Raw genomic sequence first — 26488 nt, 5'->3', positions numbered from 1 at the left:
CTGACCTTAATAAGGCTGTTTGCGCGAGGGCAGCTTACAGGAAGGATGGACGAAGCGATTCCATCAATCCGGTTTTTCAAGCGCGATGGGTTTCGCTGCGCTCTACCGATCCTACTCATTGCTTGAAACAATGCTCGCGGTGCCACTTCAAGAAATGTGGATGCGGCCGATCCGATGGCCTCTTCGGCTCAAGAGCGTGACCGGTCTTGTTGATTATCGATCGGACACCGTCCAGATCGTTTGTCTGACGTGAAATCAATATCTCCAAATTGTCCGTTAGGCTAATGAGGCCGCGATCGAACATCCAATGCGCGGTGCCTGAAAGAGCGATGCCATTGCTGATGATGTCTGGGCCGTTTGCCTCGACCGGCCGTATGTGAGCGGCCGCGACTTCGGCGCGCCCCATCCCATTGATGAGCTTTAGCCCGGTGATTGCGCAGCGCTCATCATAGGCACGGAGCACGATGCGGCGAAAAACTCGATCGCGCAAAACTCTCGATACCGTCAGGCTAACACGGTCGCGCTGCTGCTCGAAGGTGAATGGCTCCTGCTTCTCGTTGAGATCGAGCGGTCGGACGTCGTCATCGCGCCGCGGCAGCAGCGGCGCATTCTCCGCCAAACCAAGTTCGCATATTTCATTGAAATCGTCGGGAGAGATTGGACGGACTGCCGACTGAGCGCGTCCTGAAATTCGTCCTTGCTCATTTAGGACGCCCCGCTCCACAGGGCCAGTCGGCCCGTTGAAAGGGACCGGATTGGCAAAATCGAGATAACTTCTGGGCTCGATCAGAGCGAGATACATCCCTGAAGTACCGGGATCGGGGATAACCCGCTGAACCCGAGCAATCGCAAAATAGCCGCGCGTCTCGGCAACCTTGCTTGGTTCGTAATAGATGATCCAATCGCCGATGCAGGCTTCAACGCGACGCAAATACTGACTGGGAAATTGATACCGTTCAGCGGGGCTGTCATCGTAGATCGAGTCCGATCGATGGATGAATACCCCAAATCCCATGACTTACGCGGCGCGGCCTCTCCGGCAGGTCGCTCCGCGATAGAGCGATGCCCGACATTGAATAGGCACTCCCCCTACTCCCACTCAATCGTCCCAGGCGGCTTGCTGGTCACGTCGTACACCACCCGGTTCACGCCCTTCACCTCGTTGATGATGCGTGTCGCGGTCTCGCCCAAAAACTTCATGTCGAACTGGTAGAAGTCCGCGGTCATGCCGTCGGTGGAGTTGACGGCGCGGAGGCCCACGACGTAGTCGTAGGTGCGGCCGTCGCCCATGACGCCGACGGTCTTCACCGGAAGCAGCACGGCGAAGGCCTGCCAAATCTCGTCGTAGAGGCCGTGTTTGCGGATCTGGTCGATGTAGACGGCATCGGCCTTGCGCAGGATGTCGAGCTTGTCGCGCGTGATGTCGCCGGGGCAGCGGATGGCGAGGCCCGGGCCCGGGAACGGGTGGCGGCCGACGAAGATTTCGGGCAGGCCGAGCTCGCGGCCGAGCTCGCGCACCTCGTCCTTGAAGAGCTCGCGCAGGGGCTCGACGAGCTTCATGTTCATGCGCTCAGGGAGGCCGCCGACATTGTGGTGCGACTTGATCGTCACCGAGGGGCCGCCGGTGAAGGAGACGCTCTCGATCACGTCGGGGTAGAGCGTGCCTTGCGCGAGGAAGTCGGCGCCGCCGATCTTCTTCGCCTCGGCGTCGAACACGTCGATGAAGAGACGGCCGATGGTCTTGCGCTTCACCTCGGGGTCGGTGACGCCTTCGAGCTCGCCGAGGAACTGTTTTGACGCATCCACATGCACGAGCGGGATGTTGTAGTGGTGGCGGAACAGGTCGACCACTGTCTTGGCCTCATCGAGACGAAGCAGGCCATGATCGACGAACACGCAGGTGAGCTGATCGCCGATCGCCTCGTGGATCAGCACCGCAGCGACGGCTGAATCGACGCCGCCGGAGAGGCCGCAGATCACCCTGCCCTTGCCGACCTGGTTGCGGATCTTCTGGATCGCCTCCTCGCGGAAGGCGCGCATGGTCCAGTCGCCGCTAAGGCCTGCGATCTTGCGCACGAAGTTGCGGATGAGTTTCGCGCCATCGGGCGTGTGCACGACCTCGGGATGGAACATCAACCCGTAATATTTGCGCTTCTCGTCCTGGATGATCGCGAACGGCGCATTCGGCGAGGTGCCGGCCACCGTGAAGCCGGGCGGCATCCTGGTGATGCGGTCGCCATGGCTCATCCAGACCTGGTGCTTGCCGCCGAGCTTCCAGGTATCCTCGAACAGCTTGCTCTCGGCCTTCACCTCGACATCGGCGCGTCCGAACTCGCGGTGATGGCCGCCCTCGACCTCGCCGCCCAGCTGGGCCGCCATGGTCATCTGGCCGTAGCAGATGCCCATCACGGGCACGCCGGAGGCGAAGATCAGTTGGGGGGCGCGGGGCGAGCCCTCCTCGTGCACCGATTCCGGTCCGCCGGAGAGAATCACCGCCTTAGGCTTCATCTCCTTGAAGGCCTCTTCGGCCTTGTTGAACGGGACGATCTCGCAATACACGCCGTCCTCGCGCACGCGACGCGCAATGAGCTGCGTCACCTGGCTACCGAAGTCGACGATGAGAATCTTGTCGTGCGCCGAGGCCACATGGGGCGACGACGGGGAGCGGTCGTGCTGTGCTGCTGTCATGGCAAGCAAATACGCGACCCCCGTCCAGCCCGCAACCGCACGCGCACGCGCGCCCACATTCTTCTTTGGGCATGGACAGGAGCTATATAGGTAAGTATTATTGACCTAATTTTGCTCCCGCTTCATACAGGGGCGGATCAGGGAGGACGCGATGCCACATCACCATCAACCATCGGAGCTTGTCGCCCTCGGGCGGACATGGATCGAGGCCTGGAATTCGCGCGATCTCGAGCGCGTGCTCGCGCTCTATGACGATGCGGCCGAGATGACCTCGGACCGCATCCAGGCGCTCGGCATCGACGCCGGCGGAACCCTGCACGGCAAGGAGAGCCTGCGCGCCTATTGGAGCAAGGCGCTGGCGCTTGTGCCGGAGTTGCACTTCACGCCGATCGATGTGTTCGTGAGCCCGGACAGCGCCGTGGTGTTTTACCAGAACGAGCGCGGAAAGAAGATTTGCGAGTATCTGCGGGTGAACGCGGAGGGGCTGATCGTGCAGGGATCGGCGAACCATTTGGAGCGCTGATGCCTTGTGCGCATCGATGTCTCTGCTCTCTCAGCCGGCGCATGCCATTTTGATTGGCCTGGGACACCGCTGCCGTCATTCCCCGCGCGGGCGGGGAAGCCAGTGCGCCGCGGCTCCTCCGTATCCCGTCACCGCCCGAGCTGCGCGATGGGCGCAGGTTCAAGCTCACGCCGGGAACGAGCTGGCAGGCCTCGGAACTTCGGCGATGCTGCGCACCGCTCATCGACGACAGGCTGGTGCTGTTCACGTGGATTGTCGTACACCGCAGCGCGAAATTGAAAAGTCATACGATTCGCGACACGCGTGCAGCGCCTTGAAGTAGCCCTATTATTTCGCTATATCGGCACGATCGATACTTGGCCGAACGACTGGGCCGCTTCGCCTCGTTTTTTTGACGGGCGCGCACGCTTCAGATGATTTCCCCAAAACATCGACCAATCCGGATCATGGGCGCACCGCTGCGTACCGATCCACGTGCGTACTATCAAACAAAGGATATTCCCATGGCCATGGGCACCGTGAAGTGGTTCAACAGTCAAAAGGGCTACGGCTTCATTCAGCCGGACGACGGCGACAAGGACGTCTTCGTTCACATCAGCGCGGTTGAGCGCGCTGGTCTCAGCACCCTCAACGAAGGCCAGAAGGTGTCGTTCGACATCGTCGCAGACCGCCGCAGCGGCAAGTCTTCGGCCGATAACCTCCGCGCCGGCTAGTCGGCCGCGCAAAGCGCCAGAGCGCTCTGTCCACGGACGTACTGGCAGAGCGTAAGCGATCAGGCCCCGCCACCGGGATTCGGTGCGCGGGGCTTTTGCTTTTGGAGCGGGACAGTGCCGCCTCCCTCTCCCCAGTCATTCCCCGCGAAGGCGGGGAATCTAGTACGCTGCGGTCTTATCGATTCATCACAGACGTCTCGGAGTACCGGATCGCCGCGGCGGTGTGGTTACGCGGCTTTCTTCAGCACCGAGACGAAGAACCCATCCGTCCCCGTGCGCCTTGGCGTCATCAGCCAGCCTTCGGGCGTCTGCAGCGCAGCCTGCGCAAAATCCTCCGCCTTGTCCCAGAGCACACCCGCGGTCTGCTCACTCGGCACGACCGAGAACTCGGGATGGCGCGCCACGAAGGCCCTCACCTGCTCGCCGTTCTCCTCCGACAGCACCGAGCAGGTGATGTAGGCGATGCGGCCGCCCGCCTTCACCAGCGGCGCGGCGCGCTCGAGCACCTCGGTCTGGTCCTTCAGGCGGATCTCCAGCGCACCGGGGCGCATGCGCCATTTGGCGTCGGGGTTGCGACGCCAGGTGCCGGTTCCCGTGCAGGGCGCATCGATGACGACGAGGTCCGCGGTGCTGCGGATCTCGCCGAGCGGATCGGCCTCGCCCTTGGGCGTACGGATCTCCGCATTGTGGACCCCCGCGCGCGACAGCCGCTCATGGATCGGGGCGAGCTGGCGCTTGTCGCGGTCGGTCGCGATCAGCCGTCCCTTGCCCTGCATGAGGGCCGCAAGCGCCAGAGTCTTGCCGCCGGCGCCGGCGCAGAGGTCGATCACCTGCTCGCCGGGTTTTGCGGCCGTGAACAAGGCCGCAAGCTGCGAGCCTTCGTCCTGCACTTCAATGGCGCCCTTGATGAAATCCTCTTCCGACTGGATGCCCGGATTGCGCGCGTCGGCGCCAAGCTCGATGCGCAGGCCGTTCGGCGACCACGGCGTCGGCTGCGCCTTCAAGTGAGATAACCGGCCGAGAACCTTGTCACGACTGCCTTTGAGCGTGTTGACGCGCAGATCCAGCGGCGCGCGGCTCGCCATCGCGGTGGCTTCCGCTGCACGGTCCTCGCCAAAGACTTTTGCGAGGTACGGATCGAGCCAGTCGGGATAGTCGCCGGCGACCGCGGCCGGTGCGTTCTTGAGGGAGCGCGAGGCGAGCGCGGCTTGCTCGGCCTCGCTCAAGGGCTCCGGCGCATAGCGGTTGCCGTCGAACAGGGCGGCCATGGTCGGGGTATCCATGTTGCGCTCCAGGCGCAGCATGCCGATCAGGCGCGCGCGCGCCGTGTCTGCGTCCATGAGATACGCACTCGAGGCATAGCGGCGCAGCACGTCCCAGACGAGGCCGGCGATCGCGGCGCGGTCGCCGGAGCCGGCAAAGCGATGCGCGGTGCCCCACTCCTTCAGCGCCTTGGCGGCGGGCACGCGGTCTTTCTCGATGGTGTCGATCAGTTCGATGGCCGCGGACAGCCGGGCAGCAGGGGTCATTTGACTCTTTCAGATCAGCAACAAAATCTTCAGCGCGAAGTAGATCCACATCGCCAGCAACACAAGCATGCCGGCGAGCCAGACGGTCGAGCGCCGGCCGAGGTCGTTCGAGTTGACGAAGACGCCGGCATGGGCGAACCGCGCCACCACGAACACCCAGGACATCAGCACGATGAAGAGATCCGCATGGCGCAGCGGCAGCGCCAGCGCGATCAGCACGTAGAACAGCACCGGCAGCTCGAACTGGTTGGCAAAGCAGTTGGCGATCTGCGTGGCGCGCTTCGGCCAGTTCGGCTCGCCGAGCGCAATGTCGCGGATCTTGGTCTCGCCGGAGACCAGCGTCTCGCGCCGCGCCAGCGCCATCCAGATCAGGAGCGCGAAAGTCAGCGCGACCTGAACGAAGACCGGCAGCAAAACCATTTGAACGGACATCGGAATCCTTCCCGCTTGGTGCGGAGGCGAGAGCGTCATTAGCCGCCACCGCTGGCTCTGACAATCAACGACTTCAACCGCCGTTCCCGCATCAGCGACCAACCATCGAGAGATAAAGCGATTTTGGCTCTCCTCTCCCGCGGGCCCCGCAAACCACCATGCCCTTTTATCGCTGCCCTCGCCTATCTCGGGCTCAATCCGTCCAAGCCGACGGTCGAGTTCGAAATCCGCTTGCCGAAGGGGATCTTAGTTGAGGCGTTTGACACCCGGATCGAGCTCCAAACCGAAACCAGCGGTTCGCAAAGGCCGAGGGCACGATCGACACGGCAAAACTCCCTGATGACAACGTTGTCATCTGCGTCATATCGTCGGCGCGGGCGATCGAACCGGCGTCGGCGACGATGCAGACATGAGGCCACCCATGCATACCGGACTTTTTCACGAGATCGATTTCGAGAAGGACCAGAAATGGTCAGGCCATCTCGGCATTCCCTTCTCGATTGATCGCTCCCCCTACTTCCAGCTCAAGATTCCGATCTTCCGGATCAGGAATGGCGCCGGCCCAAAACTTCTTTTGATGGCCGGCAATCACGGCGACGAATATGAGGGCGAGATCACGCTGACGCGGCTGTATCGCCGGCTCGATCGTGCCGCCATCAGGGGCGAGATCACCATCCTGCCCTTTGCCAACCTGCCCGCCGTGATGGCGGCGCGGCGGCGCTCACCGCTCGACGAGGGTAATCTCAACCGCGCCTTCCCGGGCGATGCCAGCGGCACGCCGACGTTTCGCCTGGCTCACTTCCTCGAGCACGAGCTGTTTCCGCGCCACGACGTCGTCTTCGACATCCATTCCGGCGGCACCTCGATGGCGCATGTGCCCTGCGCGCTCATCGAGAGGCAGGGACCGCCCGAGATGTTCGGCGGCGCCCTTCGCTTGATGGAAGGATTGGGTATGCCCTTCGCCTTCGTCGCCGAGAATGGCGCTACTGCTCCGACCTCGATGGGGGCGGCAGCGCGCGCCGGCGCCATCGGACTTTCAGGCGAATTCGGCGGCGGCGGCACCGTCACGCCGCAGACGATGGCGCTCACCGCCCGCGCCGTCGATCGGTTGCTGCTCGCGCTCGGCATCGTGCAGGCACCCGTGCTCGGACCTCATGCGCCGGTCGAGCGCGATACCGAATTGCTGGCATTGCAAAGCCACGCCCAAGCGGTGTTCGCGACGCGGCGCGGCTGGTTCGAGCCGGCCGTCGCAGTCGGCGCGCGGGTCAAGGCCGGCGACGTCGCCGGCTGGTACCATGACTTCGAGCGACCGGAAGTGCCTGAAGAGGTGCTGCGCTTCCCCACCGACGGCATCGTGATCTCGCAGCGCCTGCACACCGATAGCCAGAGTGGCGACTGCCTGGTCCAGGTTGGCCGCGCCCTGACACGCGAGGAGGTGCTGGCGCGCTAAGCTTTGGTGACGACACTGACTTCAACCACACTCGGGATTCGATGACCGCTCCGGCAAAGCCGACCTACGACGACGTTCTGCGCATTCCCGCACCGGCCGGCCGCGGCACCGCGGGTGGACGGCCGCCGCGCATCGAAGAGGTGGCGGAGCGCGCCGGTGTCGCGCCGATCACGGTGTCGCGGGTGCTGCGCCATCCCGAGAAGGTCAATCGCGAGACGCGTGACCGAATCCTCGAGGTGATCGAGGCGACCGGATATGCATCGAACCCGCATGCCCGCGCGCTGCGCTCGGGCCGGTCGAACGTTGTGGTCGCCTTCGTCTCCAACATCCTCAGCCAGCAGTTCGGGCTCGCCGTGCGCAGCTTCGCCGCCACGCTCGAGCCGGCAGGCTTTGAGGTACTGGTCGGCCAGACCTCCTACTCCTATGCCAAGGAGGTCGCGATGATCCAGTCGCTGCGCGGCATCCGTCCTGCAGCGGTGATGTTCACCGGCGTGATCGAGCTTCAGGAGAACCGCACAGCGCTCGCCGAGCTCGGCATTCCCGTGATCGAGACCTGGGCATTTCCGCGCGATCCCATCGATATGCTGGTCGGCCTCTCCAACACCGACGCGGGCGCGATGGCAGCACGCCGGCTGGCGGACGCCGGACATCACCGCGTCGCCTTCATCGGGCGCAGCAGCGGCCGCGGTGCACTCCGCCGCGACGGGTTTCGCGCCGCGGCGGCAAGGCTGGGTCTCGAAATCGTCCATGAGATCGGCGTCAGTGAGATCACGGGCCTCGTCGACGGCCGCGCAGCCTTCACCGCCCTGCTCGACCACGGCGGGAGCGTTGACGCCGTTTTCTGTGCCAACGATCTGCTGGCGACCGGTGCGCTGATCGAGGCGCGGTCGCGCGGCTTGTCGGCCCCCCGCGATCTTGCCGTGCTCGGTTTCGGTGACAACGACGTGGCGGACCAGATCACGCCGGGCCTCACCACCATCACCTTCGATTCCGCCGCGATCGGGCGCATCGCCGGCGAACTCTTGCTGGCGCGCCTGTCCGGCACACCGAGCGCCGAGCAACGACGCGCGATCGAACTCACCTTGGTCGAACGCGGCAGCGTCTAACGCTTACGCGACGTCCCTCAGATCCTGTTGGATCGCGGCCAGCAGCGATTGCAGGGCGTCGCTGTCCATGGGCTTTGCGCTCGCGACCACCCGCGGCGCGGGGCGCTTGGGAAAGGCCGGCCGGGCGGGAAATGACGGCGGAGCCGGCGCCGCAGCGGCCGTGCTTTCGGGCTCATTGTCGCTGCGAACGAACTTGCCGTGCAGCACGTCGTCGTGGCGGCCCATGAGGAACATCGTCGCCCAATAACCGGCAGCCAGAAGGATTACGCTGAAAATACCAATCTCTAACATCGCAGCACCAAAAATATGCGCGATGATTCAATGCCTTCGCCGGCCCGTCAATGAACGGACGGTCACGCCTGCGTCTTTTGCGGGCCGGTGTTGCCGATGAGTAACTCTTTGTTAACCAATCGCCGACCCTCGGGGCCGGCCCTGCTAGGGGCTCTGCCCCGGATTGTTGTCCTTGCGGGCAAATTGCGGCCGCCAACCGAACTCCTTCGTGGCGGCTGCAATGACCGGCGCGATATCGGTCGCGATCTGGGGCGAGCACGACTGCGCAGGCACCCGGATCACGGTCCGGCGCTCGATATGCAGCGTTTGCCCACTCAGCTCATAACGGGCTTCGAAGTCTGCGAGAGGCAGGCTCACATTGACGCTACCGGGAATATTCGTCGGGGTCCGTCCCTCGGGCAGATGAAGATCGATGATCTGATCGTAGCTCTGCGCCTGGCACACGAAGTTCTGCCTGTGCTTACCCTTGGCGGCCTGGTCGAACGGGATCAGGGCCGGAAGCACCAAACGCGGCCCCACCGGGACGGCGCTCCGGTTGCCTTCATCGCCGAAGAACTTGCTCGACAAGTCATAGCTGGTCTTCACGACGAACGGCTCGCTGTGATCGGTCGCCGCGCGGGCTTCGATATTGCCGGTGCCACGCCAGTTCTGCTTGCCAAGCAGCTCCTTCGCAAGCACGTCGCCCCCCTTCAGGGCGACCTGGGTCATGACCCCGCGCAAGCTGGCGCCTGTCGCGCCCTGGGCTGCGACGGTGGCTGTGCCTTTGGCCGTCCCATCCGCTGCGATGGTGACGTCGGCCGCGACCGTCAGTCGATTGCTCTCGGCGGCAAGCGGAGGCGTCCGCACCACGACGATGCCTTTGGTGCCGATCCGCAGCACGGTTTTGTCGGCCTCGACGCCCGGCAAGCTTGCGAAGGTCGAGGTGCTCGCGGTCGGATCGACGTACTGATCGAACTCGGGCAGCCACAGGATCACATGGTTGAACCAATCCGGGGCCGGTACTTCAAAGGCGCGATAGACCGGTTGGGTGGAGATCAGCGCGTAGTCCGCCTCGATGCCCTTGGCTGCCAGCAGGGCGCGCATCAGCGTGACGTGATCCTTGCAATCGCCGTACTTGTTGGCGAGCACGCTTGCCGCATCGTGCGGCACGAAGCCACCCTGCCCGAGAAAGATCGCGAAATAACGCACATTCTTCGAGACCCAGTCGAAGATGGCGCGCGCCTGCTCGCGGCGATCCGTGATGCCCCTGGTGAGGTCCTCCGCCAGCGCTTTCAAGTCCGGCGTCGGCATGCTCATCGGAGCCGCGCCGTCCAGAAATCTCTGGCCGATCGCCTGCCAGCTCCCGTAGCTCGAAACTACGAGGTACGGACTGTGATCGATGGCCGCGGTCGCACCGGGCTCATCGGCCAGATAGGTCAGTGGTCCAAGCGTCCATGCCACGATCCGGCGCTCGCCCTGCTCTTCCACCGCGCGGGCAAAGCCATCCGACTGTTCCGCGACGATCAAGCTCTTGGGCGCATCGAGCGTGATCTTCACATCCTCGAAACGGCCCGAGCGCGGCAGGACGTACGTCGCGCTGAACCCGCCCGAGATGCCGTGCTGGCGTTCGCGCCTGCGCGTCTTGTAATGCACGCTGTCGCCGACGGCGACGTCGGGAAAAACGATGGTCCGATTCCTGACGTCCGCCTCGAAGATGCCGAGCTGAGATGCGTTCGGGAGATTGGACGTCAATATCTTGTCGGCGGGGACGTCGATGCGGCGCCCATCTGCCTTGACGGTCGTTGCCTCGAGGATCTCCAGATCGGCGAAATGTTCATTGACTTGAAGCGTGGTCTGGCCAAACCCAGCGACAGCCACTTCGGAGCGGATCGCGACATCGACCGTCGAAACCGCTTCGAGGAGATCTCCGGGCAGCACCGTCGTTGCCATGGACAAGCGAATCGAGAACGGCGCGTCGTCAGCCAAGGCAGGGGCAGCGAGGGCAGACGTCAGGACGATCGCGACGACATGCAGTCTCACGCCTATCTTCATCGTTCGTCGCCCGCCCCTTTTCGGATTGCCACGGCGAACTCGCGGCCCGATCCGATCAGTTCCCCTAACGAGCGCATTTTTTCTGCACAATCCAGGGATGAGTCAACCGGATTCCCGACCGACCCGCCCCTGATGTCGTGCGCCGCGCAGAAGGTGGCGGCTTAAGCCTTGTCCGGTCCGACCCGGACGAGTTGCTTGCCGAAATTGGCGCCCTTCAGGAGGCCCATGAAGGCGCCGGGCGCGCTGTCCAGGCCCTCGGTGACGAACTCCTTGTACTTGACCTTGCCCTCGCGGACCCAGGCGGACATGTCGCGCAGGAAGTCACCGTGGCGTGCGGCGAAATCGCTGACGATGAAGCCGCGGAAGGTCAGTCGCTTGGTGAGGATCGCGCGCATCATGCTGCCTGCCCATTTCGGCGGCTTGGCCTCGGTGTCGTTGTAATGCGCGATCAGGCCGCAGACCGGCACGCGCGCGAAGGCATTGAGCTGCGGGAAGACCGCCTCGAACACCGCGCCGCCGACATTCTCGAAATAGACGTCGATGCCTTTCGGGCAGGCATCCTTCAGTTTGGCCGCAAGATCGGGATCGCGGTGATCGATGCAGGCATCGAAGCCGAGTTCTTTGACGACGTAGTCGCACTTGTCCTTGCCGCCGGCGATGCCGACCGCTCGGGCGCCCTTGATCTTCGCGATCTGGCCGACGGCCGAGCCCACCGCGCCCGAGGCACCCGCCACGACCACAGTCTCACCGGCTTGCGGCTTGCCGATGTCGAGGAGGCCCGTATAGGCAGTCATGCCGGGCATGCCCAGCACACCGATCGAGGTCGAGATCGGCGCCAGCTTCGGATCGACCTTGATCAATCCCTTGCCGTTCGAGACCGCATGCGTCAGCCAGCCGGCGCGCGTGCGCACGATGTCGCCCTTGGCGAAATCGGCATTGTTGGAGGCCATCACCTCGCTGACCGTCTCGCCCTCCATCACGCCGCCGATCGGCACCGGCGCGGCATAGGACGGACCTTCGCTCATCCGCCCGCGCATATAGGGGTCGAGCGACAGCCAGACCGTGCGCAACAGCACCTCGCCCGCGCCTGGCGTCGGCACGGCGAATTCCTCGATACGGAAATCAGACGGCTTGGGCTCGCCGACGGGACGCGCGGCGAGAACGATGCGCTTGCCTTGGGACATGATGCTTCCTCCTGACAGGTTATCGCTGTCATTTAGGAGGCGCACCAACGCGACGCAAACCCGCGCACGGTCATTCCGTGGCGACTCGAAGAGCCGCGCTCATTGCACAATTTCGCAATGTGGAATTTGGAGATGCGTCTCTCGAGACGTCGGGTTCGCGCTTCGCGTGTCCCACTTCGCCCGGAGGTCGGCCCCTTACTCGACGATCGCCACGGCTCGCGTCCAGCCGGCCGATGCGCGCTCGACCTTGACCGGAAAGCAACACACCGTAAAGCCGTGGTCCGGCAAGGCCTCCAGGTTGTGCAATTTCTCGAGATGGCAATAACCGATCTCGCGCCCGGCCTTGTGCCCTTCCCAGAACAGTGCGCTGTTGCCGGTCTCCGCAATCCGTTGCCGCGTGAAAGCGAACGGCGCGTCCCAGCTCCATGCATCCGTTCCCGCAACGCGCACTCCGCGTTCCAGTAGATAGAGCGTCGCCTCCCGCCCCATGCCGCAACCCCGCCCGATATAGTCGTCATGTCCGTAGCGCGTGCCTGCGGCTGTGTTCACGAGGACGATGTCGAGGGGGCGCAGTTCGTGCCCCACCCGTGCGAGCTCGGTTTCTACGTCGGTGGCCGTACAGACATAGCCGTCAGGCTTGCCGCGAAAATCCAATTTCACGCCCGGCCTGAAGCACCAGTCGAGCGGGATCTGATCGATCGTGGCGGACGGTCGTCCCCCGTCCATGGTCGAATGGTAGTGCCATGGCGCATCGAGATGAGTGCCGTTATGCGTACTCATCTGTACCTTCTCGAACGCCCAGGCCTCACCATCCGGCAGTTGATCGGGCTTCAAGCCCATCATGGCCTCGACCTCGTGCAGCCCATCCTTGTGGCCGAAATACTGGATGTGAGGCTCGAGCCCAGGCGGATCGGACTTGATCCCGACCTGCAGCGGCACGGAGATATCGACAAAGCGCTTCGTCATTGTGAGCGTCTCTCTCAGGTAGAGGATTAAGTCTCGGCCACGCGCTCATTTTGCGACGAGGACAGAGACCCGGGTGGCATCGCGTTTCTGATCATGGTTGCAGCAGAGCCATCATGCGTGAACCGATCGCCTGCTCCTTGCGCGTATCCAGATCCGGGTGTGTCCCGAAGATGGCCTCGATGCGCTCGTCCGGACGAAATTGAAGGAGTGAGCGCCATTCAAATCCGTAAACCTCGATCAGCACCTGGATGACGTCGTCGACGGAAAGGTGGAGCGCGGGAAGCTGAACTTCGCCACGATGATCGATCGAACCGGCATGGATGAGGTTCTTCACTGTCGCCGCGACTGACAACCACCAGGCGGTGGCCGCCCGCGACACGGGGCAGACGTAAGGCTCACCCACCGAACCCGCACGCAAGAGCTCGCTCATGAACGCTGATCCGAACCCGGTCGCGGGGCCCGGCCGCGCGACGATTCCCGGCAACCGCAGCGATATGCCCGACATCTCTCCGCGCCGTGTGTGATCGGCAAGAGCAATCTCGACCATGCGCTTGTGCGCGCCATAGGTTGTGACCGGCCGCGGCTCCGTCCGCCAACTCACTGCAGTCCCCGACATCTGCCCGTAGACCGCGATGCTGCTGGCGTAAACGACGCGCGAACGCCGCCCTCCGGCTGCGATCGCCCCGAGGAGATCGAGGGATGCATCCAGATTGACGCGGCGCCCAAGGACCGGGTCCGCCTCGGCGCGTGCTCCGGGAACGCTCGCCAGATGGAAGACGCGGTCGTATGGGGCGCGAGCGATCTCGTCCAGGATCGCACGATCGTCGAGCCCACCGGTAAGCCAGCGCAATCGCCCGTCGGATGCCGAGGCCGGCCCGGTGGCAAGGTCGACAGCGGTGATCTCGGACAAGGCGCCATCCTGGAGCAGCGCCCTCAGCAGGGCACTTCCGATGAAACCCGCCGCCCCCGTCACCAAAATCCGCATGAGCTCAGGTTTTCAGATTGTCTCGAGCGGCGCCCGCCTCGACCACGGTCTGATCGACGCGACCGAACGGCCCCTCACGCCCATCGGCAAAGCGGGCCTGCATGGTCACGCGATCGCCGAATTTCAGGAACGCCGTTCGTGGTGCACCGTGATCGATCGTTTCGATCGCTCTCACCTCGGCGAGACAGCTCGACCCGGCGGCACGGTCCGCATTGGAAACCGTTCCCGATCCGATGATCGTCCCCGCCGTCAGACGACGGGTCTTGGCCGCATGGGCGATCAATTGCGGGAAGGAGAATGTCATTTCCCGACCGGAGGCGGAGCCGACCCGCGTTCCGTTGAGCGCGACATGAAGAGCCATGTCGATGCGGCCATCACGCCAGGCTTCGCCCAACTCGTCCGGCGTCACGGCAAGCGGCGCGAAGGCGGTCGATGGTTTCGACTGCAGAAATCCAAATCCGGTTCGCACTTCGCGCCCGGCATGGATGCGCAGGCTCCAATCATTGATCTGGACAAGCAGGCGAATTCGATCGCCAGCCTGAGCTGCCGGCGTCGCCATCGCGACCTCGTCGACGATCACGCCGAACTCACCCTCGAAATCGATGCCATCGGCCTCCGACACGAAGGGAACGTCTGCGTGCGGGCCGAGAAAATCGTCGCTTGCCCCCTGATACATGACGGGGATGGTCTCGAAATCGGGAATCGGCGCCTTCTTGAGCGCAACGTCCATCAGCCATCCGTGATTGAGGAAAGCCGACCCGTCGCACCATTGCGGCGCGCGCGGGAGCGGTGCGAGGCAGCGGGTGGGATCGAAAGCGAACTCACCCTCGACCTTGCCGCTCTCGAGCTGGTCCGCAAGGGCACGCAGAGGTGTCTCGACCTGCGACCAGATGCGCAGCGCGGCGAGAAGGCTCGGCGCGACGCCGCTTGCCTCGACCGCCCGCGTCCCATCCTTCGACACGACGACCAGACGACCGTCGATGCTCCCATCGTCGTAGGTTGCAAACCTCATTGGCCCTCTTTCTCCAGATTGATCTCCGGGCCGAACCTTCCGTCCACCAGAACGAACAGCATGCGGCACGGCTTGCCGCTCCGATTGGCCCATGCGTGATTGGTGCCGCGCTGAACGACGACATCGCCGGTCTTCAGATCGACCGCTCCGTTGTCGAGCACGAGCGTGAGTTCGCCCGAGATGACGAACCCGTAGTCGACGGTTTCCGTGCGATGCATCAGAGGATGCGGCGAATCCGGTTTGACAGTCGAGGCATGTACATCGCCGATCTCACCGAAGGCAGCCGCCATCTTCGCGGCCCCGTCGCGGAGAAAGTCCTCGGTATCGGGAGGAATGTCGACGATGCGGATGCGCGTGCCATTGGGCGGCGGCGGCAATCGCAGACCGCCGACGGTCGGGTCAGGAGCATTGTCGATGGTTGCCGGCGTGGACGCCGTACTCCACACCTCGTGGAAGATCGTCCCCGGGATGGCCGCGAGCTCCACGACGGTCGACAACGCGCCATCCGAGGCTACGACTGCGTCACCGTTACCGGCATGGCCGGTAACGACGCGACGGATAGGCGGAAGGGACAAGGATGATCTCCAGGTTCAGGCGATTTCAAGCGAGCCTGGCACAGGCCGAGCCACTGAGGCAAACACCTTCGAGAACAGCAGGACCGCGATCGTCGAGATGACGACCGCACACAGGCCGAGCGCCGGATAGCCGAAGAGCTGAACGAGCGTACCGCCAAGGATCGGGCCAATGGCCGCGCCGATCATCAACATTGCCGGCGTGCCCGCAAGCGCGCGGGCCGTGGGATCGAGCCGGGACAGCAGCCCGAACGCGAAGGTGTGGGTAAAGATCATCACCGCAGCGAAGAACACCGTGGGACCTGCATAGGCGGCGAATCCCGTCCCGAAAGTAATCGCAACCGCAATCACGGCCTGACAGACCGGTCCGGCAAGCAGCACGGTCCTCGCCGGCAACCGCTTCTCCAGCAATGCAGCGAGCGGCGCGGGAAGCAGATTCACGAAACCGAGGGCGATCAGGACGCCGGTAACCGCCTGGGTCCCAAAGCCACGATCGATACCGATGCGCTCGATGAAGCTGAACATCATCGCCTGCGTCAGGGCCATGCAGCTGATCCCGGCGATGCCGAACCACACGGCGCGCCCGAGATGGCTCACAGCGGCAACAATATCGTCCGCACGCTTGGCGCCTCCGGTCGGAAACGAGATCGCGGCGAAGATCGCGGCAATCGCCATGATCGCGGCGAAGGCAGCAAACAGCGCGAACCCGCCAAGGCTGGCGACGAGATTGGGCGTGACGCCGAGGAACATGATCGCAAAGACGCCGAGCGCCATGCCTACGATCGCGAACAAGCGATGCGGATTGGCGCTGCGGGCGATCGTGCCGTGGGTGAAACTCAGTCCGCAGGCGGCCGCGGCACCGGCCACGGCATGCAAACCAGCGAGCGACGCATAGTCGGACATCCTGCTGGCGATGAGGAAAGCGACGCTCGCGATGCCGAAGCCGACGACCGCCGCAACGCGCGCATTCAGCCGATTGAACCGCGGCGCGAAGAACGCGCTGCTGAGCACGGCTCCCACCAAGAACAAAGTCGCAAGTCCGCCGGCCTGCTGAGGCGTGAACTTGTACCGTTCGATGAGCGTTCCGACCCAGACCGGCAACGCGACGAGGTCCACCATGCCGGCGCAATGCGCCACCATCAGGGGAATTCGACCCGACCATGTTTCCGTCGTTGACTTCATCTGCTCCTCCCGTTGATCGTTTGTATCGTTCTTTTCAGATCGGCTGTGTCAGGGCCGCCACCGACTCGCGCATAATCCTGGCATGCTCGGCCTTGTCGCCGTTTTCCATCTCGATGCGCCCCAACCGCTCGGAATTTTCGATCACCATCCGGCAACGATCCCAGCGGCGACGATGGAAGCTGTCGAATGCCTCCTGGAGCGTCGAGGCCCGCGCCAGCCCTTCTGCGAGAACGATACCGCTCTCGATGCCGATACCCGCGCCGGATGCCAGATGCGGCGTCGTTGCCGCAACCGTATCGCCGATCAGGATCACACGGCCGCGATTCCACGGCGGTGGCACGAGCAGATTCGAGAGCGGACGATAATCGATCGCTGCATCCGGCGCGAAAAGATCGGAACGACGCGCCGCGAGAACAGGGTCGGCGAAGGGCGCGATGAGATCGGCAACGAGCTGAGGCCGGCTCGCCGCATCGACCTGAAGCTTTTCCGCACGCGCTTCGGTGATGAACATGTACATGTGGCTTTGCGAGACCGGATTGACGCCGATCTTCACAGGCCCTCCCAACCACATCCGCGGGCGCACGATATCCGAGGGGCGCGGCAGGACAGCCCGCCAGACCCCCTGCCCCAGATATTGCGGCGGCTTCACCTCGGGAAACAGCAATTCGCGGGTCCTGGAATGAACCCCGTCGGCAGCGACGACGAGATCGTATTTCGCTGCCGTCCCGTCGGTGAAAGTTACGGTGACGTGGTCGTCGGCCTGTTCGAGCCGTTCATAGCTGCATCCGACGCGAACGGAGACACCGCTGGCGCGCGTTGCATCGGCCAAGATGCGGCCGAGCTCCGGGCGCATGATTCCACCGCCGCCGGGAACATCGGAGCCCGCGGCCTTCGGCGTTGGAATCTCCCCGATCTTGTGTCCCGTTGGCGTGAAGAGATCGACCCCGTCGGCGGTAAATCCCCGCTTGGCGAACTCGCCATACACGCCAATCGTATCGAGCGCGCGCAGCGTCGGGCCGCTGACGGTGATGCCGGCCCCCTCCGGACGCCAGTTCGGATCGATTTCGACCAGATCGACGCTGATGCCGGCCTTCCGCATCTGGATCGACGCGGCCATGCCGGAAAACCCGCCGCCGATTGTTAGAACCCTCTTGACCACCGCCATGTTGCTCTTTCCCCCTGAGCATGCGCCGCTTCGAGGCGCCATTTCATTTCTTTACGAACAGTCCGCCGTCCGCGTCGGTGACGGACCCTACCGGTATCAGCCGCTTCCCGACACACGGCCCCTGAACGCAGAGACCGGTATCGGGCATGAATTGAGCCCCGTGGGCATGGCACACGATGCGCGTGCCGTCGGCGTTCATGTACGCGTCCCTGCGCCAGGCCATTGGTGCGCCATCGACATGCGGACATGCGTTGCGCCACGCATGCAGGGCTCCACGGCATCGAACGACGAATATCGTGTCCTGGTCCTCATCTCCGAGATCGAAGCCGCGTGATTGCCCTTCACCGATCTCCTCCGACCGGCACAGCCGAATCCAACCTTCCAAATCCGTTTCAGGCGTAGTCGCCATTCTCGTGAATTCCAGGACCTGGAGACCACTTCTTCCGCATCTTCAGCAGGAAGGTCTGTGAATTGTCCGCCGATGCCGCCGTCTCGCGCGGCGTCCAGCTCGCATCGTGCTGGTCCATGTCCGCATCCATCTCGATGTGGCAGGCAAACGGGCTGTTGAAATACCAGAACCAGTTCGAGCCCAGGATGTGACGGCCTGGTCCCCAGAACGCCTGATAGCCCTTTTCGACGAACCGATAGCCGTTGGCGATCATCTCGGTCGGACCACCGAAATGAAAGGTGAAGTGCTCCAGCCCGTGCATGTGCGGCGGAGCGGCCATCAGAAAGTGCGTGTGATGATCGAGGCTGCCGCCCGGCTGGAGGAACGGACCGGTGCCCGTGAAGCGGTCGGTGCAGCGGAAGCCGAGGCGATTGACGTAGAACGCCTCGGCCTTGAGGACGTCGGGGACGAAGTACACCACGTGGGAGAGCGATCGCGGGCGAATGACCGAGCCGGGCGACGGCACGCCAAGGCTGTTGATCGGCCGGAACATGGCACCGCCCGGAGCGTTCGAAATTTCGCCCGGCAGCGAGAACGGCCGGCGGACCGAGACCTGAAAGCCAATCACGAAATTCGAATCGTCGACCGATTCGATTGAGCCGTCGTCGAACTGGCGAACCTCGCGGTCGCGCCGCAGCTCCGCCGCGATCGCCTGTAACGTCGCGGTGTCGGCCACGCCCATCGCGGTCTTCCGCAAGCGGCACCCCGGTCTAGGCGGCGCGGGCAGCCGTGGATTGCCTTCGTGCGCAATTACGACTGACGTGCCGTCGATGGCCTCGAAACGTCCGCCGTTCTCCGAAACGTTCACCGGCGTCAAGCCGTAGTCAGTGAGAAACCGGGCAGCGCCTGCCACGTCGTCGACGCCGAAAACCACGCTGTCCAATCCGATAATCTTCATTGTTGTTCTTCTCCGGTCTTCCATCCTCATGCGACGCGGCCGCCGAGGGTCTCCGCAACCCAGTCGGCGATGTAATGGCCCGCGTTGATGCTGTTGTCGAAACTCGCGTGCTGGGAGCCGCCTTCGCGCTCGGTGAAAACCTTCAGCTCGCGTTTGCCGCTGTTGACGAGTTGATCGTAGGTACGATGCGCCCACGACAGCGGGATCTGGGAATCGTTCGCACCATGCGTGACCAGGAACGGCACCTGGATCCGCTGCAGGATGCCATCGAGATGGACGTTTTCCGCGATGCGAAGAAAATCGTCCTGATCTTTCGCGCCCCACACCCAGCGCACATGCGCCCAGTAGTGCGGCACCGGGAAATTGCCTTCCTTTTCGAGGCGTTTCCTCTGCACGTCACGCCAATCGTGATTGGCGCCCCAGGCAACGCCGCAGGCAAAACGCGGTTCGAACGCGACAGCGCGCGGACAGAAATAGCCGCCGAGCGAAACGCCCTCGAGCCCGATCCGCTTGGCGTCGACGTCCTTACGCGTCTCCAGCCAATCGACGACACGGCTGGCCCAATGCTCGCTGTCATGGCGCGCCGTCATGCCATGCAGGCGCAGGGCCTCGCCCGAGCCCGGCTGGTCGATGACGAGCGAGGAGACACCGCGCTTGGCGAGCCACGCCGGCAGGCCCACCCGGTACTTCATCTCCTTCGTTGAATCGAGACCGTTGACCTGCACCAGCAGGGGCGCCGCCTTCGACGCTCCCTCGGCCGGCACGAAGAGACCGGCAATGTGCCGACCTTCATAGGGAATCTCGACCCGCTCGCAATTCTCCCTGGAGAGTTCGACACCGCGCGCGAATACGTCGAGAAAGCGCTTATAGAGATCGAGACGCCCGGCTGCGCCGTGCGCCTGCAACCGCTCGCAGGTGATCAGATACGTCGCTGCGCGATTGTATTTCTCGCCCGCCGACAACAATCGGCCGCACGCCTCGTCCTCGGCCGCAAGCGCGACAAGCTTGTCCGCCATGCGCGACCAGGTTTCGCGAAAGGCCTGCACGCCGGCTGCGTCGGGCTGCTCCGACGCGGCCTGGAGAGGCGCGCACATCTCCTCGATCTCGCCGATGCGGGCGCCCATCTCGATTGCGAGATCGACCGACAGATTCCACACGTAGTTCTTCGGAAAATACCTGAACATTCCCTCGTCCCTGGCTGGACCCGGGCCTTTCGCCGAGATGGCAAAAGGGCGCGTTGGTCGGCCGATGAGCGTTCTCCCTCGATACTGTTTAGCGCCTCCTCGAACTTTGCAAAAATCGATTGTTCGCATTCTTGGTATTGATAGAATTGATGGATCAGGGAGGACCGGATGCGCTTCAAGAACAGGCTTGATCTCAATCTTCTCGTGGCACTGGATCACCTGCTGCACCTGCGCAGCGTGAGCGCCGCGGCGGGACGAATGAACGTGACGCAATCCGCGATGAGCAGTGCGCTGCAGCGCCTGCGCGACTATTTCGAGGATGAGCTGCTCGTGAAGATCGGCCGCAAGATGGAACTCACGCCGAGAGCCGAAGCGCTCAAGGATTCGGTGCGGGACTTGCTCGTCCGCATCGAGTGGACAGTCGCCTCGACCTCGGAGTTCGACCCCGCGCAATCGGACCGCCGCTTCACGATCCTGGCGTCCGACTATACGCTCGCTGTCCTGGCGCCCGCCCTGCTCGCCCGTTGCGAGCGGACCGCGCCGGACGTGAGGTTCAATTTTCTCAACCAGGTCGCAGCGCCGGATCGGCTGCTCGAGCAGGGCTCGGTCGATCTGCTGATCATCCCGAACGAATTCTGCTCGAAGCACCACCCTTCAGAGACGGTCCTTGAAGAAGGCTTTTGCGCGGTGGTGTGGAGCAAAGGACGCTACGCGAACGGCAAGCTGTCCCGAAAGGAATTTTCAAGCGCCCCACATGTGGTCATGCAGCCGTCGGAGGGGCGCCAGTCGATCGAGTCGCTGTTCATGGCGCAGCGCGGCATCGAACGCCGCATCGACGTGATTACTTACAATTTCTGTTCGATGCCCGGTCTCGTCGCCGGGACCAACCGCATCGCGACGGTTCACCGGCGGCTTGCAAGAGAGGCGCAGCGCACGTTGCCGATCAAGCTCGTCGAGCTTCCCTTTCAACTCCCGACCATGAAGCAGTCGGCGCAGTGGCACGGGTACAGGTCGAACGATGCAGGCCTGATCTGGCTGCGCAAGATGATTGCAGCCGCCGCAAAAGAGTTGGGCTGAACGCCAGACAGCGGCAGGCGCGCAGCAGGCCTTGGGTTCAACCAAGGCCTGCCGGCGTCAACGCGTTCTCAGTGCCTGGGAGCGCCCGGAGGCGGAGCCGCCACCCAGATCGGAAAGGCAACGTTCGCCCAGACCGATTCCGACTTCGTGCCGTTTTCGACCAGGAACGTGTGCTGATAGTTGAGGTTCACCTGGAACTTGCCGGCGTCGTAGGTCAGCGAGGGTCCCAGGGCGAAAGTTCTGAGTCGGTTGCCGTCCTGCACACCCGCCACGTTGAAGGCCTTCACGCCATTCACGGTGTCGTCGCCGTACTGGTGCGTGTAGGCGCCGACGACGCTGGCTTTCCACGGACCAAAATTGTATCCGGCGTTGAAGTCGACGACCAGGGCGTCGCCGCTTCGATAACGCTGGAGCGACTGCGTGAACGTGTTGAGCGACGCCGTGTTGGTGTCGTTGAACATCAGCCTTGGCGAAATGCCCAGCTCAAATCCCTTGGGATCGAAGTAGCGATAGGCCAGCGTCGGCATGATGGTGTTGTAGTTGGTGCCCACGTTCAGCGGCGCCCAGGGCGAATAGGTGCCGGTATTCGTCGCGATATCCAGTCCGAGCGTGAGGCTCTGGTACTGCGAAAGCGACCACTGCAAAATCACCGGGGATACGGTCAGGCCGGCAAAGCCGTCGGCGGAAAACGTGCCGCCCGGATTCGAACTGTGCAGATGCACATAAGGCAGCACGAATTGCGTGTAGACATGAGCCCCGAGAAATTCGGCCGGATAGCTCACGAGGATTCGGGCCGTCTCGGAGAACGAGGACACGCTGAACGGAATCGCAGCCTTGTTGCCGCTCCCGTCATAGAGCCCGCTTCCGCTCGTGTAGTTGGTCTGACTGAGCATGAATATTCCGGGGATCGGCGGAAAAGTGCCGATGAACACGCCGGGCGCTCCCGGAGGATAGTTCATCACGCCGTTTTCAGCACCAAATGCACCGGTCGTTGCGCACGCAAGCAGCAGCGATGCCGCAGAAAGATTCCGTAGCCTGTTCATGTTTCCCCCAAGCAATCGGCGCATATGCGTCGCTTCGCGAGCGGCGCGCCGACCATCCCCTTTTGGACCGACCTTCCATCGTCGGAAGATCGACTCGGTGATTATTGGCCCAGGCCGAACTATCGGTAAAATTGATCCTTATGATCTCAGGTATTAATGAGATCAATGTGTACGCTAGCGACGCGAAAACCCAATGCGCAATAGCGCATTGGGAGGTCGCGAGATGAGTGAGGCATATCGAGATTGCGGGTTCTATGTCTTGCATCGTCCCGCAATGGCGGAGTGAACCTAGCCGCCGCCCGGATAGTTCGGGGCTTCGCGCGTGATGGTCACGTCGTGGACGTGGCTTTCGCGCAGGCCCGCGCCCGTGATGCGGACGAAACGCGCCTTCTCATGCAGATCCTTCATGTCGCGCGCGCCGACATAGCCCATAGCGGCGCGTAAGCCGCCGGCGAGCTGGTGCATGACGTTACCGACCGGACCCTTGTAGGGCACCTGCCCCTCAATGCCTTCGGGCACGAGCTTCAAGGTGTCCTTGATGTCCTGCTGGAAGTAGCGGTCGGCCGAGCCGCGCGCCATCGCGCCGACCGAGCCCATGCCGCGATAGGCCTTGTAGGAGCGGCCCTGCCACAGGAAGACTTCGCCGGGCGTCTCGTCGGTACCGGCGAGCAGCGAGCCGACCATTGCGATGTCCGCACCGGCCGCGAGCGCTTTCGCAAGGTCCCCGGAGAACTTGATGCCGCCGTCCGCGATCACGGGAATGTCCGCCTTTTTCGCCGCTTCCACCGCATCCATGATCGCGGTGAGCTGCGGCACGCCGACCCCCGCGACGATGCGGGTGGTGCAGATCGAGCCCGGGCCGATGCCGACCTTGATGCAGTCCGCGCCCGCGTCGATCAGCGCCTGCGCGCCGTCCTCGGTCGCAACATTGCCGGCGACGACCTGCACCGAGTTGGACAGACGCTTGATACGGTTGACGGCATGGAGCACGTGACGGGAGTGGCCATGGGCGGTGTCGACGACGACGAGATCGACGCCGGCGTCGATCAGCCGCTCGGTGCGCTCGAAACCGGTGTCACCGACGGTGGTGGCGGCCGCAACACGCAGGCGACCCTGCGCGTCCTTGCAGGCGAGCGGATGGGCGACCGCCTTCTCCATGTCCTTCACGGTGATGAGGCCGACGCAGCGATACTGGTCGTCGACGACGAGCAGCTTTTCGATGCGATGCTTGTGCAGCATGCGCCTGGCTTCATCCTGGCTGACATTCTCGCGCACCGTGACGAGATTTTCGTGCGTCATCAGCTCGGAGACTTTTTGCCGGCGGTCGGTGGCAAAGCGCACGTCGCGATTGGTGAGGATGCCGACCAGCTTGCCTGGCGTGGTCTTGCCCGCGCCGGTGACGACGGGAATGCCGGAGATGCCGTGATCGCTCATCAGCTTGAGCGCGTCATCCAGGGTGGCGTCGGGGCTGATGGTGAGCGGGTTCACGACCATGCCCGACTCGTATCGCTTGACCTGCCGCACCTGGGCGGCCTGCCCTTCCGGATCGAAATTGCGGTGGATGACGCCGAGGCCGCCGGCCTGCGCCATGGCGATCGCCATGCGCGCCTCGGTGACCGTATCCATGGCGGAAGCCATGATCGGGATGTTGAGCGGGATGGCGCGGGTGACGCGGGAGCGGATGTCGACCTCGGATGGAAGCACGTCCGAGAGGCCCGGCTTCAACAGCACGTCGTCGAACGTAAAGGCTTCGCGGATGCCTTGAAGACCTTGCACCGTGGCCATATGCCAACTCCTTCCTGCGGCCGTGCCGCAAATGATTATGGATGAGCGCCGCCCTCGGCGTACCTTGCGGCAGCACCGTCGAATCGGAGCCCATCGGTGGGGTTGACGCTGGTCGATAGCACGGCCGGGTGACGAATCAAAGCAATTCGGGCCGATTGCCAGCCATGCACAGGCTTTTTTGCGCCTTTAGCGCGGATAACCCCGTGGCGGGCCGTGCTGGCGGATCGCGTCCACGACCTCCCGATGCCGCCGGTCTTCCCGCTTCATGTGCACCGCGATGACCGCATGCGCTGACGGGACCAGCAGCAAAATGTGGAAAAACAGGCCGAAAATCGCGCAAACCACGCACAGGACGAGGTTGAAGATCGCCGAGAAAGGCTGCCCGTTCAGGAGCAGCCCGATCGGCGGCAAAAGCACGGCTAGGATGTAGATCATCGCGGGATCTCCGGCGCCCGATGCCCCCGACACAGTCAAGGTCGCACCGTCACGCAGGATTTAGGTGCTATGCGCGGTTCCGCAATGGTCTCGGAGCAGCGACGGTGTTAAGCCGCATCGCGCACCCTATCCCTTCTGATTTCCATTAAATATCCGTCATGTCGGTCAACAAGCAACGCGTGATCCCGCTGATCGTGGCGACCGCCCTGTTCATGGAAAACATGGACTCGACGGTGATCGCGACCTCCCTGCCCGCGATCGCGGCCGACATCGGCACGAGCCCGCTGACGCTGAAGCTCGCGATCACCTCGTACCTGTTATCGCTTGCAGTGTTCATCCCCGCGAGCGGCTGGACCGCAGACCGCTTCGGGGCGCGGCTGGTGTTTGCCATCGCGGTGGGCGTGTTCATGGTCGGCTCGGTCGGCTGCGCGCTGTCCGGTTCGGTCGCCGACTTCGTGTTCGCGCGTATTCTTCAAGGCATGGGCGGCGCGATGATGACGCCGGTCGGGCGGCTCGTGCTGCTGCGCTCGATCGACAAGAGCGACCTCGTCAACGCGATGGCCTGGGTGACCGTCCCCGCACTGATCGGCCCCGTGGTCGGCCCGCCACTCGGCGGTTTCATCACCACCTATGCATCGTGGCACTGGATTTTCCTGATCAACCTGCCGATCGGCCTGCTCGGCATCTTCATGGCGCTGCGCTACATCGATCCGATCAAGAGCGAGGCGCAGGAGCCGTTCGATCTCAAGGGCATGCTGCTCGCCGGCATCGGACTTGCCGGTATCGCCTTCGGCCTGTCGGTCGCAGGCCTCAATCTGTTGCCCTGGAGCACCGTGCTCGCGCTGGTCGCGGGCGGCGCGATCTCGATGACGCTCTACGTCATGCATGCGCGAAAAACCGGATCGCCGGTGCTGGATTTTTCGCTGCTGAATCTCGCGACGCTGCGCGCGGCCGTCATCGGCGGATTCATGTTCCGGCTCGGCATCGGCGCGCTGCCGTTCCTGCTGCCGCTTCTGATGCAGATCGGCTTCGGGCTGACGCCGTTCCATTCGGGCCTCGTGACCTTCGCCTCCTCGCTCGGCGCCATGGGCATGAAGACGCTGGCCGCGCGTCTCATCCGCGCCTTCGGCTTCCGCAACCTGATGACCGCAAACGCGATCATCTCCGCGTTCTTCCTCGGCGTGTGCGCGCTGTTCACGGTGACGACCCCGCTGCTTATCATCATGGTCATCCTCGTGGTCGGCGGCTTCTTCCGCTCGTTGGAGTTCACCGCGATCAACACGGTCGCCTATGCGGAAGTCGAGGCCCCGCAGATGAGCCGCGCGACCACGCTGGTCAGTGTCAACCAGCAACTCGCGGTCTCCGCCGGCGTCGCGGTCGGCGCCTTCTCGGTCGAATCGACGATGTGGTGGCGCCACGTCACCGAGCTCGACGCCACCGTGTTCTGGCCCGCTTTCATCGTCGTCGCGCTGACGTCGGCTGCCTCGAGCTGGTTCTTCTGGCAGATGCCGCAGGATGCCGGACACGAAATCTCGGGCCGCAAGGCGGTAGAGATCGCCAGCCGCAAGGGCGCCGCAAAGAGCGCCGCGAGCGCCGCCGTCAAGGCGGCGACGGAAGATACGCAGGATATGCGGGATCAGCGGCTGGGGTAGTCCCTCAGCTCGTCATTGCTGTGCAAGTTCACTAATTCGCTGATCGAATGGTCTGGGTCTGGACCTCGGCAAATTCCTTTGGTGTCTTGCCGCCGAGGGCCTGATGAGGCCTGAAGTTATTGTAGTAGATTACATAC

At 63.5% G+C, this 26488-nt stretch carries 26 protein-coding genes; 6 read left to right on the top strand and 20 right to left on the bottom strand.

Annotated elements, in window-relative coordinates; translation table 11 throughout:
* Window positions 1-115: 115 nt before the first annotated feature.
* Together ACV1FX_RS20005 and guaA are read right to left on the bottom strand one after the other, a co-directional pair.
* Window positions 116-1015 carry an HNH endonuclease gene (locus ACV1FX_RS20005; protein WP_473119271.1) on the bottom strand — a complete coding sequence of 300 codons (900 nt, stop codon included), beginning with the start codon at window positions 1013-1015 and terminating at the stop codon, window positions 116-118.
* A gap of 74 nt (window positions 1016-1089) precedes the next feature.
* On the bottom strand, window positions 1090-2688 hold the full coding sequence (guaA, locus tag ACV1FX_RS20000) for a glutamine-hydrolyzing GMP synthase (RefSeq protein ID WP_473119270.1): 1599 nt from the start codon (window positions 2686-2688) through the stop codon (window positions 1090-1092).
* Between the two features lie 151 nt (window positions 2689-2839).
* On the opposite strand from guaA, the gene ACV1FX_RS19995 reads away from it, so the two are divergent.
* Both ACV1FX_RS19995 and ACV1FX_RS19990 read left to right on the top strand, forming a co-directional pair.
* The gene (locus tag ACV1FX_RS19995; protein ID WP_473119269.1) at window positions 2840-3211 is read left to right on the top strand and encodes a nuclear transport factor 2 family protein; all 372 of its coding nucleotides are present in this window, start codon (window positions 2840-2842) and stop codon (window positions 3209-3211) included.
* Between the two features lie 503 nt (window positions 3212-3714).
* The gene (locus ACV1FX_RS19990; RefSeq protein WP_473119268.1) at window positions 3715-3924 is read left to right on the top strand and encodes a cold-shock protein; all 210 of its coding nucleotides are present in this window, start codon (window positions 3715-3717) and stop codon (window positions 3922-3924) included.
* Window positions 3925-4151: 227 nt separating this feature from the next.
* On the opposite strand, the gene ACV1FX_RS19985 is transcribed toward ACV1FX_RS19990, so the two are convergent.
* Entirely contained in the window at window positions 4152-5453 is a 1302-nt protein-coding gene (locus ACV1FX_RS19985) for an RsmB/NOP family class I SAM-dependent RNA methyltransferase (RefSeq protein WP_473119267.1), read from the bottom strand.
* Window positions 5454-5462: 9 nt separating this feature from the next.
* Window positions 5463-5885, bottom strand: a complete 423-nt coding sequence (locus ACV1FX_RS19980) for an MAPEG family protein (RefSeq protein WP_473119266.1) — start codon at window positions 5883-5885, stop codon at window positions 5463-5465.
* 421 nt (window positions 5886-6306) lie between these two features.
* On the opposite strand from ACV1FX_RS19980, the gene ACV1FX_RS19975 reads away from it, so the two are divergent.
* On the top strand, window positions 6307-7335 hold the full coding sequence (locus ACV1FX_RS19975) for a succinylglutamate desuccinylase/aspartoacylase family protein (RefSeq protein ID WP_473119265.1): 1029 nt from the start codon (window positions 6307-6309) through the stop codon (window positions 7333-7335).
* A gap of 41 nt (window positions 7336-7376) precedes the next feature.
* Window positions 7377-8441, top strand: coding sequence for a LacI family DNA-binding transcriptional regulator (locus tag ACV1FX_RS19970; protein WP_473119264.1), 1065 nt, complete (start codon window positions 7377-7379; stop codon window positions 8439-8441).
* A gap of 3 nt (window positions 8442-8444) precedes the next feature.
* Here ACV1FX_RS19970 and ACV1FX_RS19965 read toward each other — a convergent pair whose 3' ends face one another.
* The 12 genes from ACV1FX_RS19965 to ACV1FX_RS19910 form a co-directional block, all read right to left on the bottom strand.
* Window positions 8445-8732 (bottom strand): hypothetical protein, encoded by a 288-nt coding sequence (locus ACV1FX_RS19965; RefSeq protein ID WP_473119263.1) that lies wholly within the window; start codon window positions 8730-8732, stop codon window positions 8445-8447.
* 144 nt (window positions 8733-8876) lie between these two features.
* Window positions 8877-10751, bottom strand: a complete 1875-nt coding sequence (locus ACV1FX_RS19960) for a DUF3857 domain-containing transglutaminase family protein (protein ID WP_473119262.1) — start codon at window positions 10749-10751, stop codon at window positions 8877-8879.
* A 173-nt stretch (window positions 10752-10924) separates the two neighbouring features.
* Window positions 10925-11947, bottom strand: coding sequence for an NADP-dependent oxidoreductase (locus ACV1FX_RS19955; protein WP_473119261.1), 1023 nt, complete (start codon window positions 11945-11947; stop codon window positions 10925-10927).
* 195 nt (window positions 11948-12142) lie between these two features.
* The gene (locus ACV1FX_RS19950; protein WP_473119260.1) at window positions 12143-12913 is read right to left on the bottom strand and encodes a cyclase family protein; all 771 of its coding nucleotides are present in this window, start codon (window positions 12911-12913) and stop codon (window positions 12143-12145) included.
* Between the two features lie 91 nt (window positions 12914-13004).
* Window positions 13005-13898 carry an NAD-dependent epimerase/dehydratase family protein gene (locus ACV1FX_RS19945; protein ID WP_473119259.1) on the bottom strand — a complete coding sequence of 298 codons (894 nt, stop codon included), beginning with the start codon at window positions 13896-13898 and terminating at the stop codon, window positions 13005-13007.
* 4 nt (window positions 13899-13902) lie between these two features.
* Complete coding sequence (locus tag ACV1FX_RS19940) at window positions 13903-14910, bottom strand: fumarylacetoacetate hydrolase family protein (RefSeq protein WP_473119258.1); 1008 nt, start codon at window positions 14908-14910, stop codon at window positions 13903-13905.
* Window positions 14907-15485, bottom strand: coding sequence for a cupin domain-containing protein (locus ACV1FX_RS19935; protein ID WP_473119257.1), 579 nt, complete (start codon window positions 15483-15485; stop codon window positions 14907-14909). Before ACV1FX_RS19935 ends, ACV1FX_RS19940 begins: the two co-directional genes overlap by 4 nt.
* Window positions 15486-15500: 15 nt before the next feature.
* A complete protein-coding gene (locus ACV1FX_RS19930; protein WP_473119256.1) occupies window positions 15501-16664 on the bottom strand; it encodes an MFS transporter in 1164 nt (387 codons plus the stop codon).
* Window positions 16665-16698: 34 nt separating this feature from the next.
* Window positions 16699-17829 carry an FAD-dependent oxidoreductase gene (locus ACV1FX_RS19925; RefSeq protein ID WP_473119255.1) on the bottom strand — a complete coding sequence of 377 codons (1131 nt, stop codon included), beginning with the start codon at window positions 17827-17829 and terminating at the stop codon, window positions 16699-16701.
* A gap of 43 nt (window positions 17830-17872) precedes the next feature.
* Window positions 17873-18238, bottom strand: a complete 366-nt coding sequence (locus ACV1FX_RS19920) for a Rieske (2Fe-2S) protein (RefSeq protein WP_473119254.1) — start codon at window positions 18236-18238, stop codon at window positions 17873-17875.
* Window positions 18222-19175 (bottom strand): VOC family protein, encoded by a 954-nt coding sequence (locus ACV1FX_RS19915; protein ID WP_473119253.1) that lies wholly within the window; start codon window positions 19173-19175, stop codon window positions 18222-18224. Before ACV1FX_RS19915 ends, ACV1FX_RS19920 begins: the two co-directional genes overlap by 17 nt.
* Window positions 19176-19201: 26 nt before the next feature.
* Window positions 19202-20359 (bottom strand): alpha/beta hydrolase family protein, encoded by a 1158-nt coding sequence (locus tag ACV1FX_RS19910; RefSeq protein ID WP_473119252.1) that lies wholly within the window; start codon window positions 20357-20359, stop codon window positions 19202-19204.
* 168 nt (window positions 20360-20527) lie between these two features.
* Here ACV1FX_RS19910 and ACV1FX_RS19905 point away from each other — a divergent pair, with 168 nt between their 5' ends.
* Window positions 20528-21436 carry a LysR family transcriptional regulator gene (locus ACV1FX_RS19905; RefSeq protein WP_473119251.1) on the top strand — a complete coding sequence of 303 codons (909 nt, stop codon included), beginning with the start codon at window positions 20528-20530 and terminating at the stop codon, window positions 21434-21436.
* 68 nt (window positions 21437-21504) lie between these two features.
* Here ACV1FX_RS19905 and ACV1FX_RS19900 read toward each other — a convergent pair whose 3' ends face one another.
* The 3 genes from ACV1FX_RS19900 to ACV1FX_RS19890 form a co-directional block, all read right to left on the bottom strand.
* A complete protein-coding gene (locus tag ACV1FX_RS19900) occupies window positions 21505-22479 on the bottom strand; it encodes a SphA family protein (protein ID WP_473119250.1) in 975 nt (324 codons plus the stop codon).
* 288 nt (window positions 22480-22767) lie between these two features.
* The gene (guaB, locus tag ACV1FX_RS19895; RefSeq protein ID WP_473119249.1) at window positions 22768-24264 is read right to left on the bottom strand and encodes an IMP dehydrogenase; all 1497 of its coding nucleotides are present in this window, start codon (window positions 24262-24264) and stop codon (window positions 22768-22770) included.
* Window positions 24265-24450: 186 nt separating this feature from the next.
* On the bottom strand, window positions 24451-24699 hold the full coding sequence (locus ACV1FX_RS19890; protein WP_473119248.1) for a hypothetical protein: 249 nt from the start codon (window positions 24697-24699) through the stop codon (window positions 24451-24453).
* Window positions 24700-24857: 158 nt separating this feature from the next.
* Here ACV1FX_RS19890 and ACV1FX_RS19885 point away from each other — a divergent pair, with 158 nt between their 5' ends.
* The gene (locus ACV1FX_RS19885) at window positions 24858-26351 is read left to right on the top strand and encodes an MFS transporter (RefSeq protein ID WP_473119247.1); all 1494 of its coding nucleotides are present in this window, start codon (window positions 24858-24860) and stop codon (window positions 26349-26351) included.
* Window positions 26352-26382: 31 nt separating this feature from the next.
* Here the strand turns inward: ACV1FX_RS19885 and ACV1FX_RS19880 are convergent.
* The coding region (locus ACV1FX_RS19880; protein ID WP_473119414.1) for an integrase core domain-containing protein at window positions 26383-26488 on the bottom strand (106 nt) is incomplete at its 5' end.

Source organism: Bradyrhizobium ingae, from assembly GCF_055791185.1.
The sequence above is the reverse complement of the archived record's forward strand: the minus strand, read 5'-3'. Positions and strand labels throughout refer to the sequence as shown.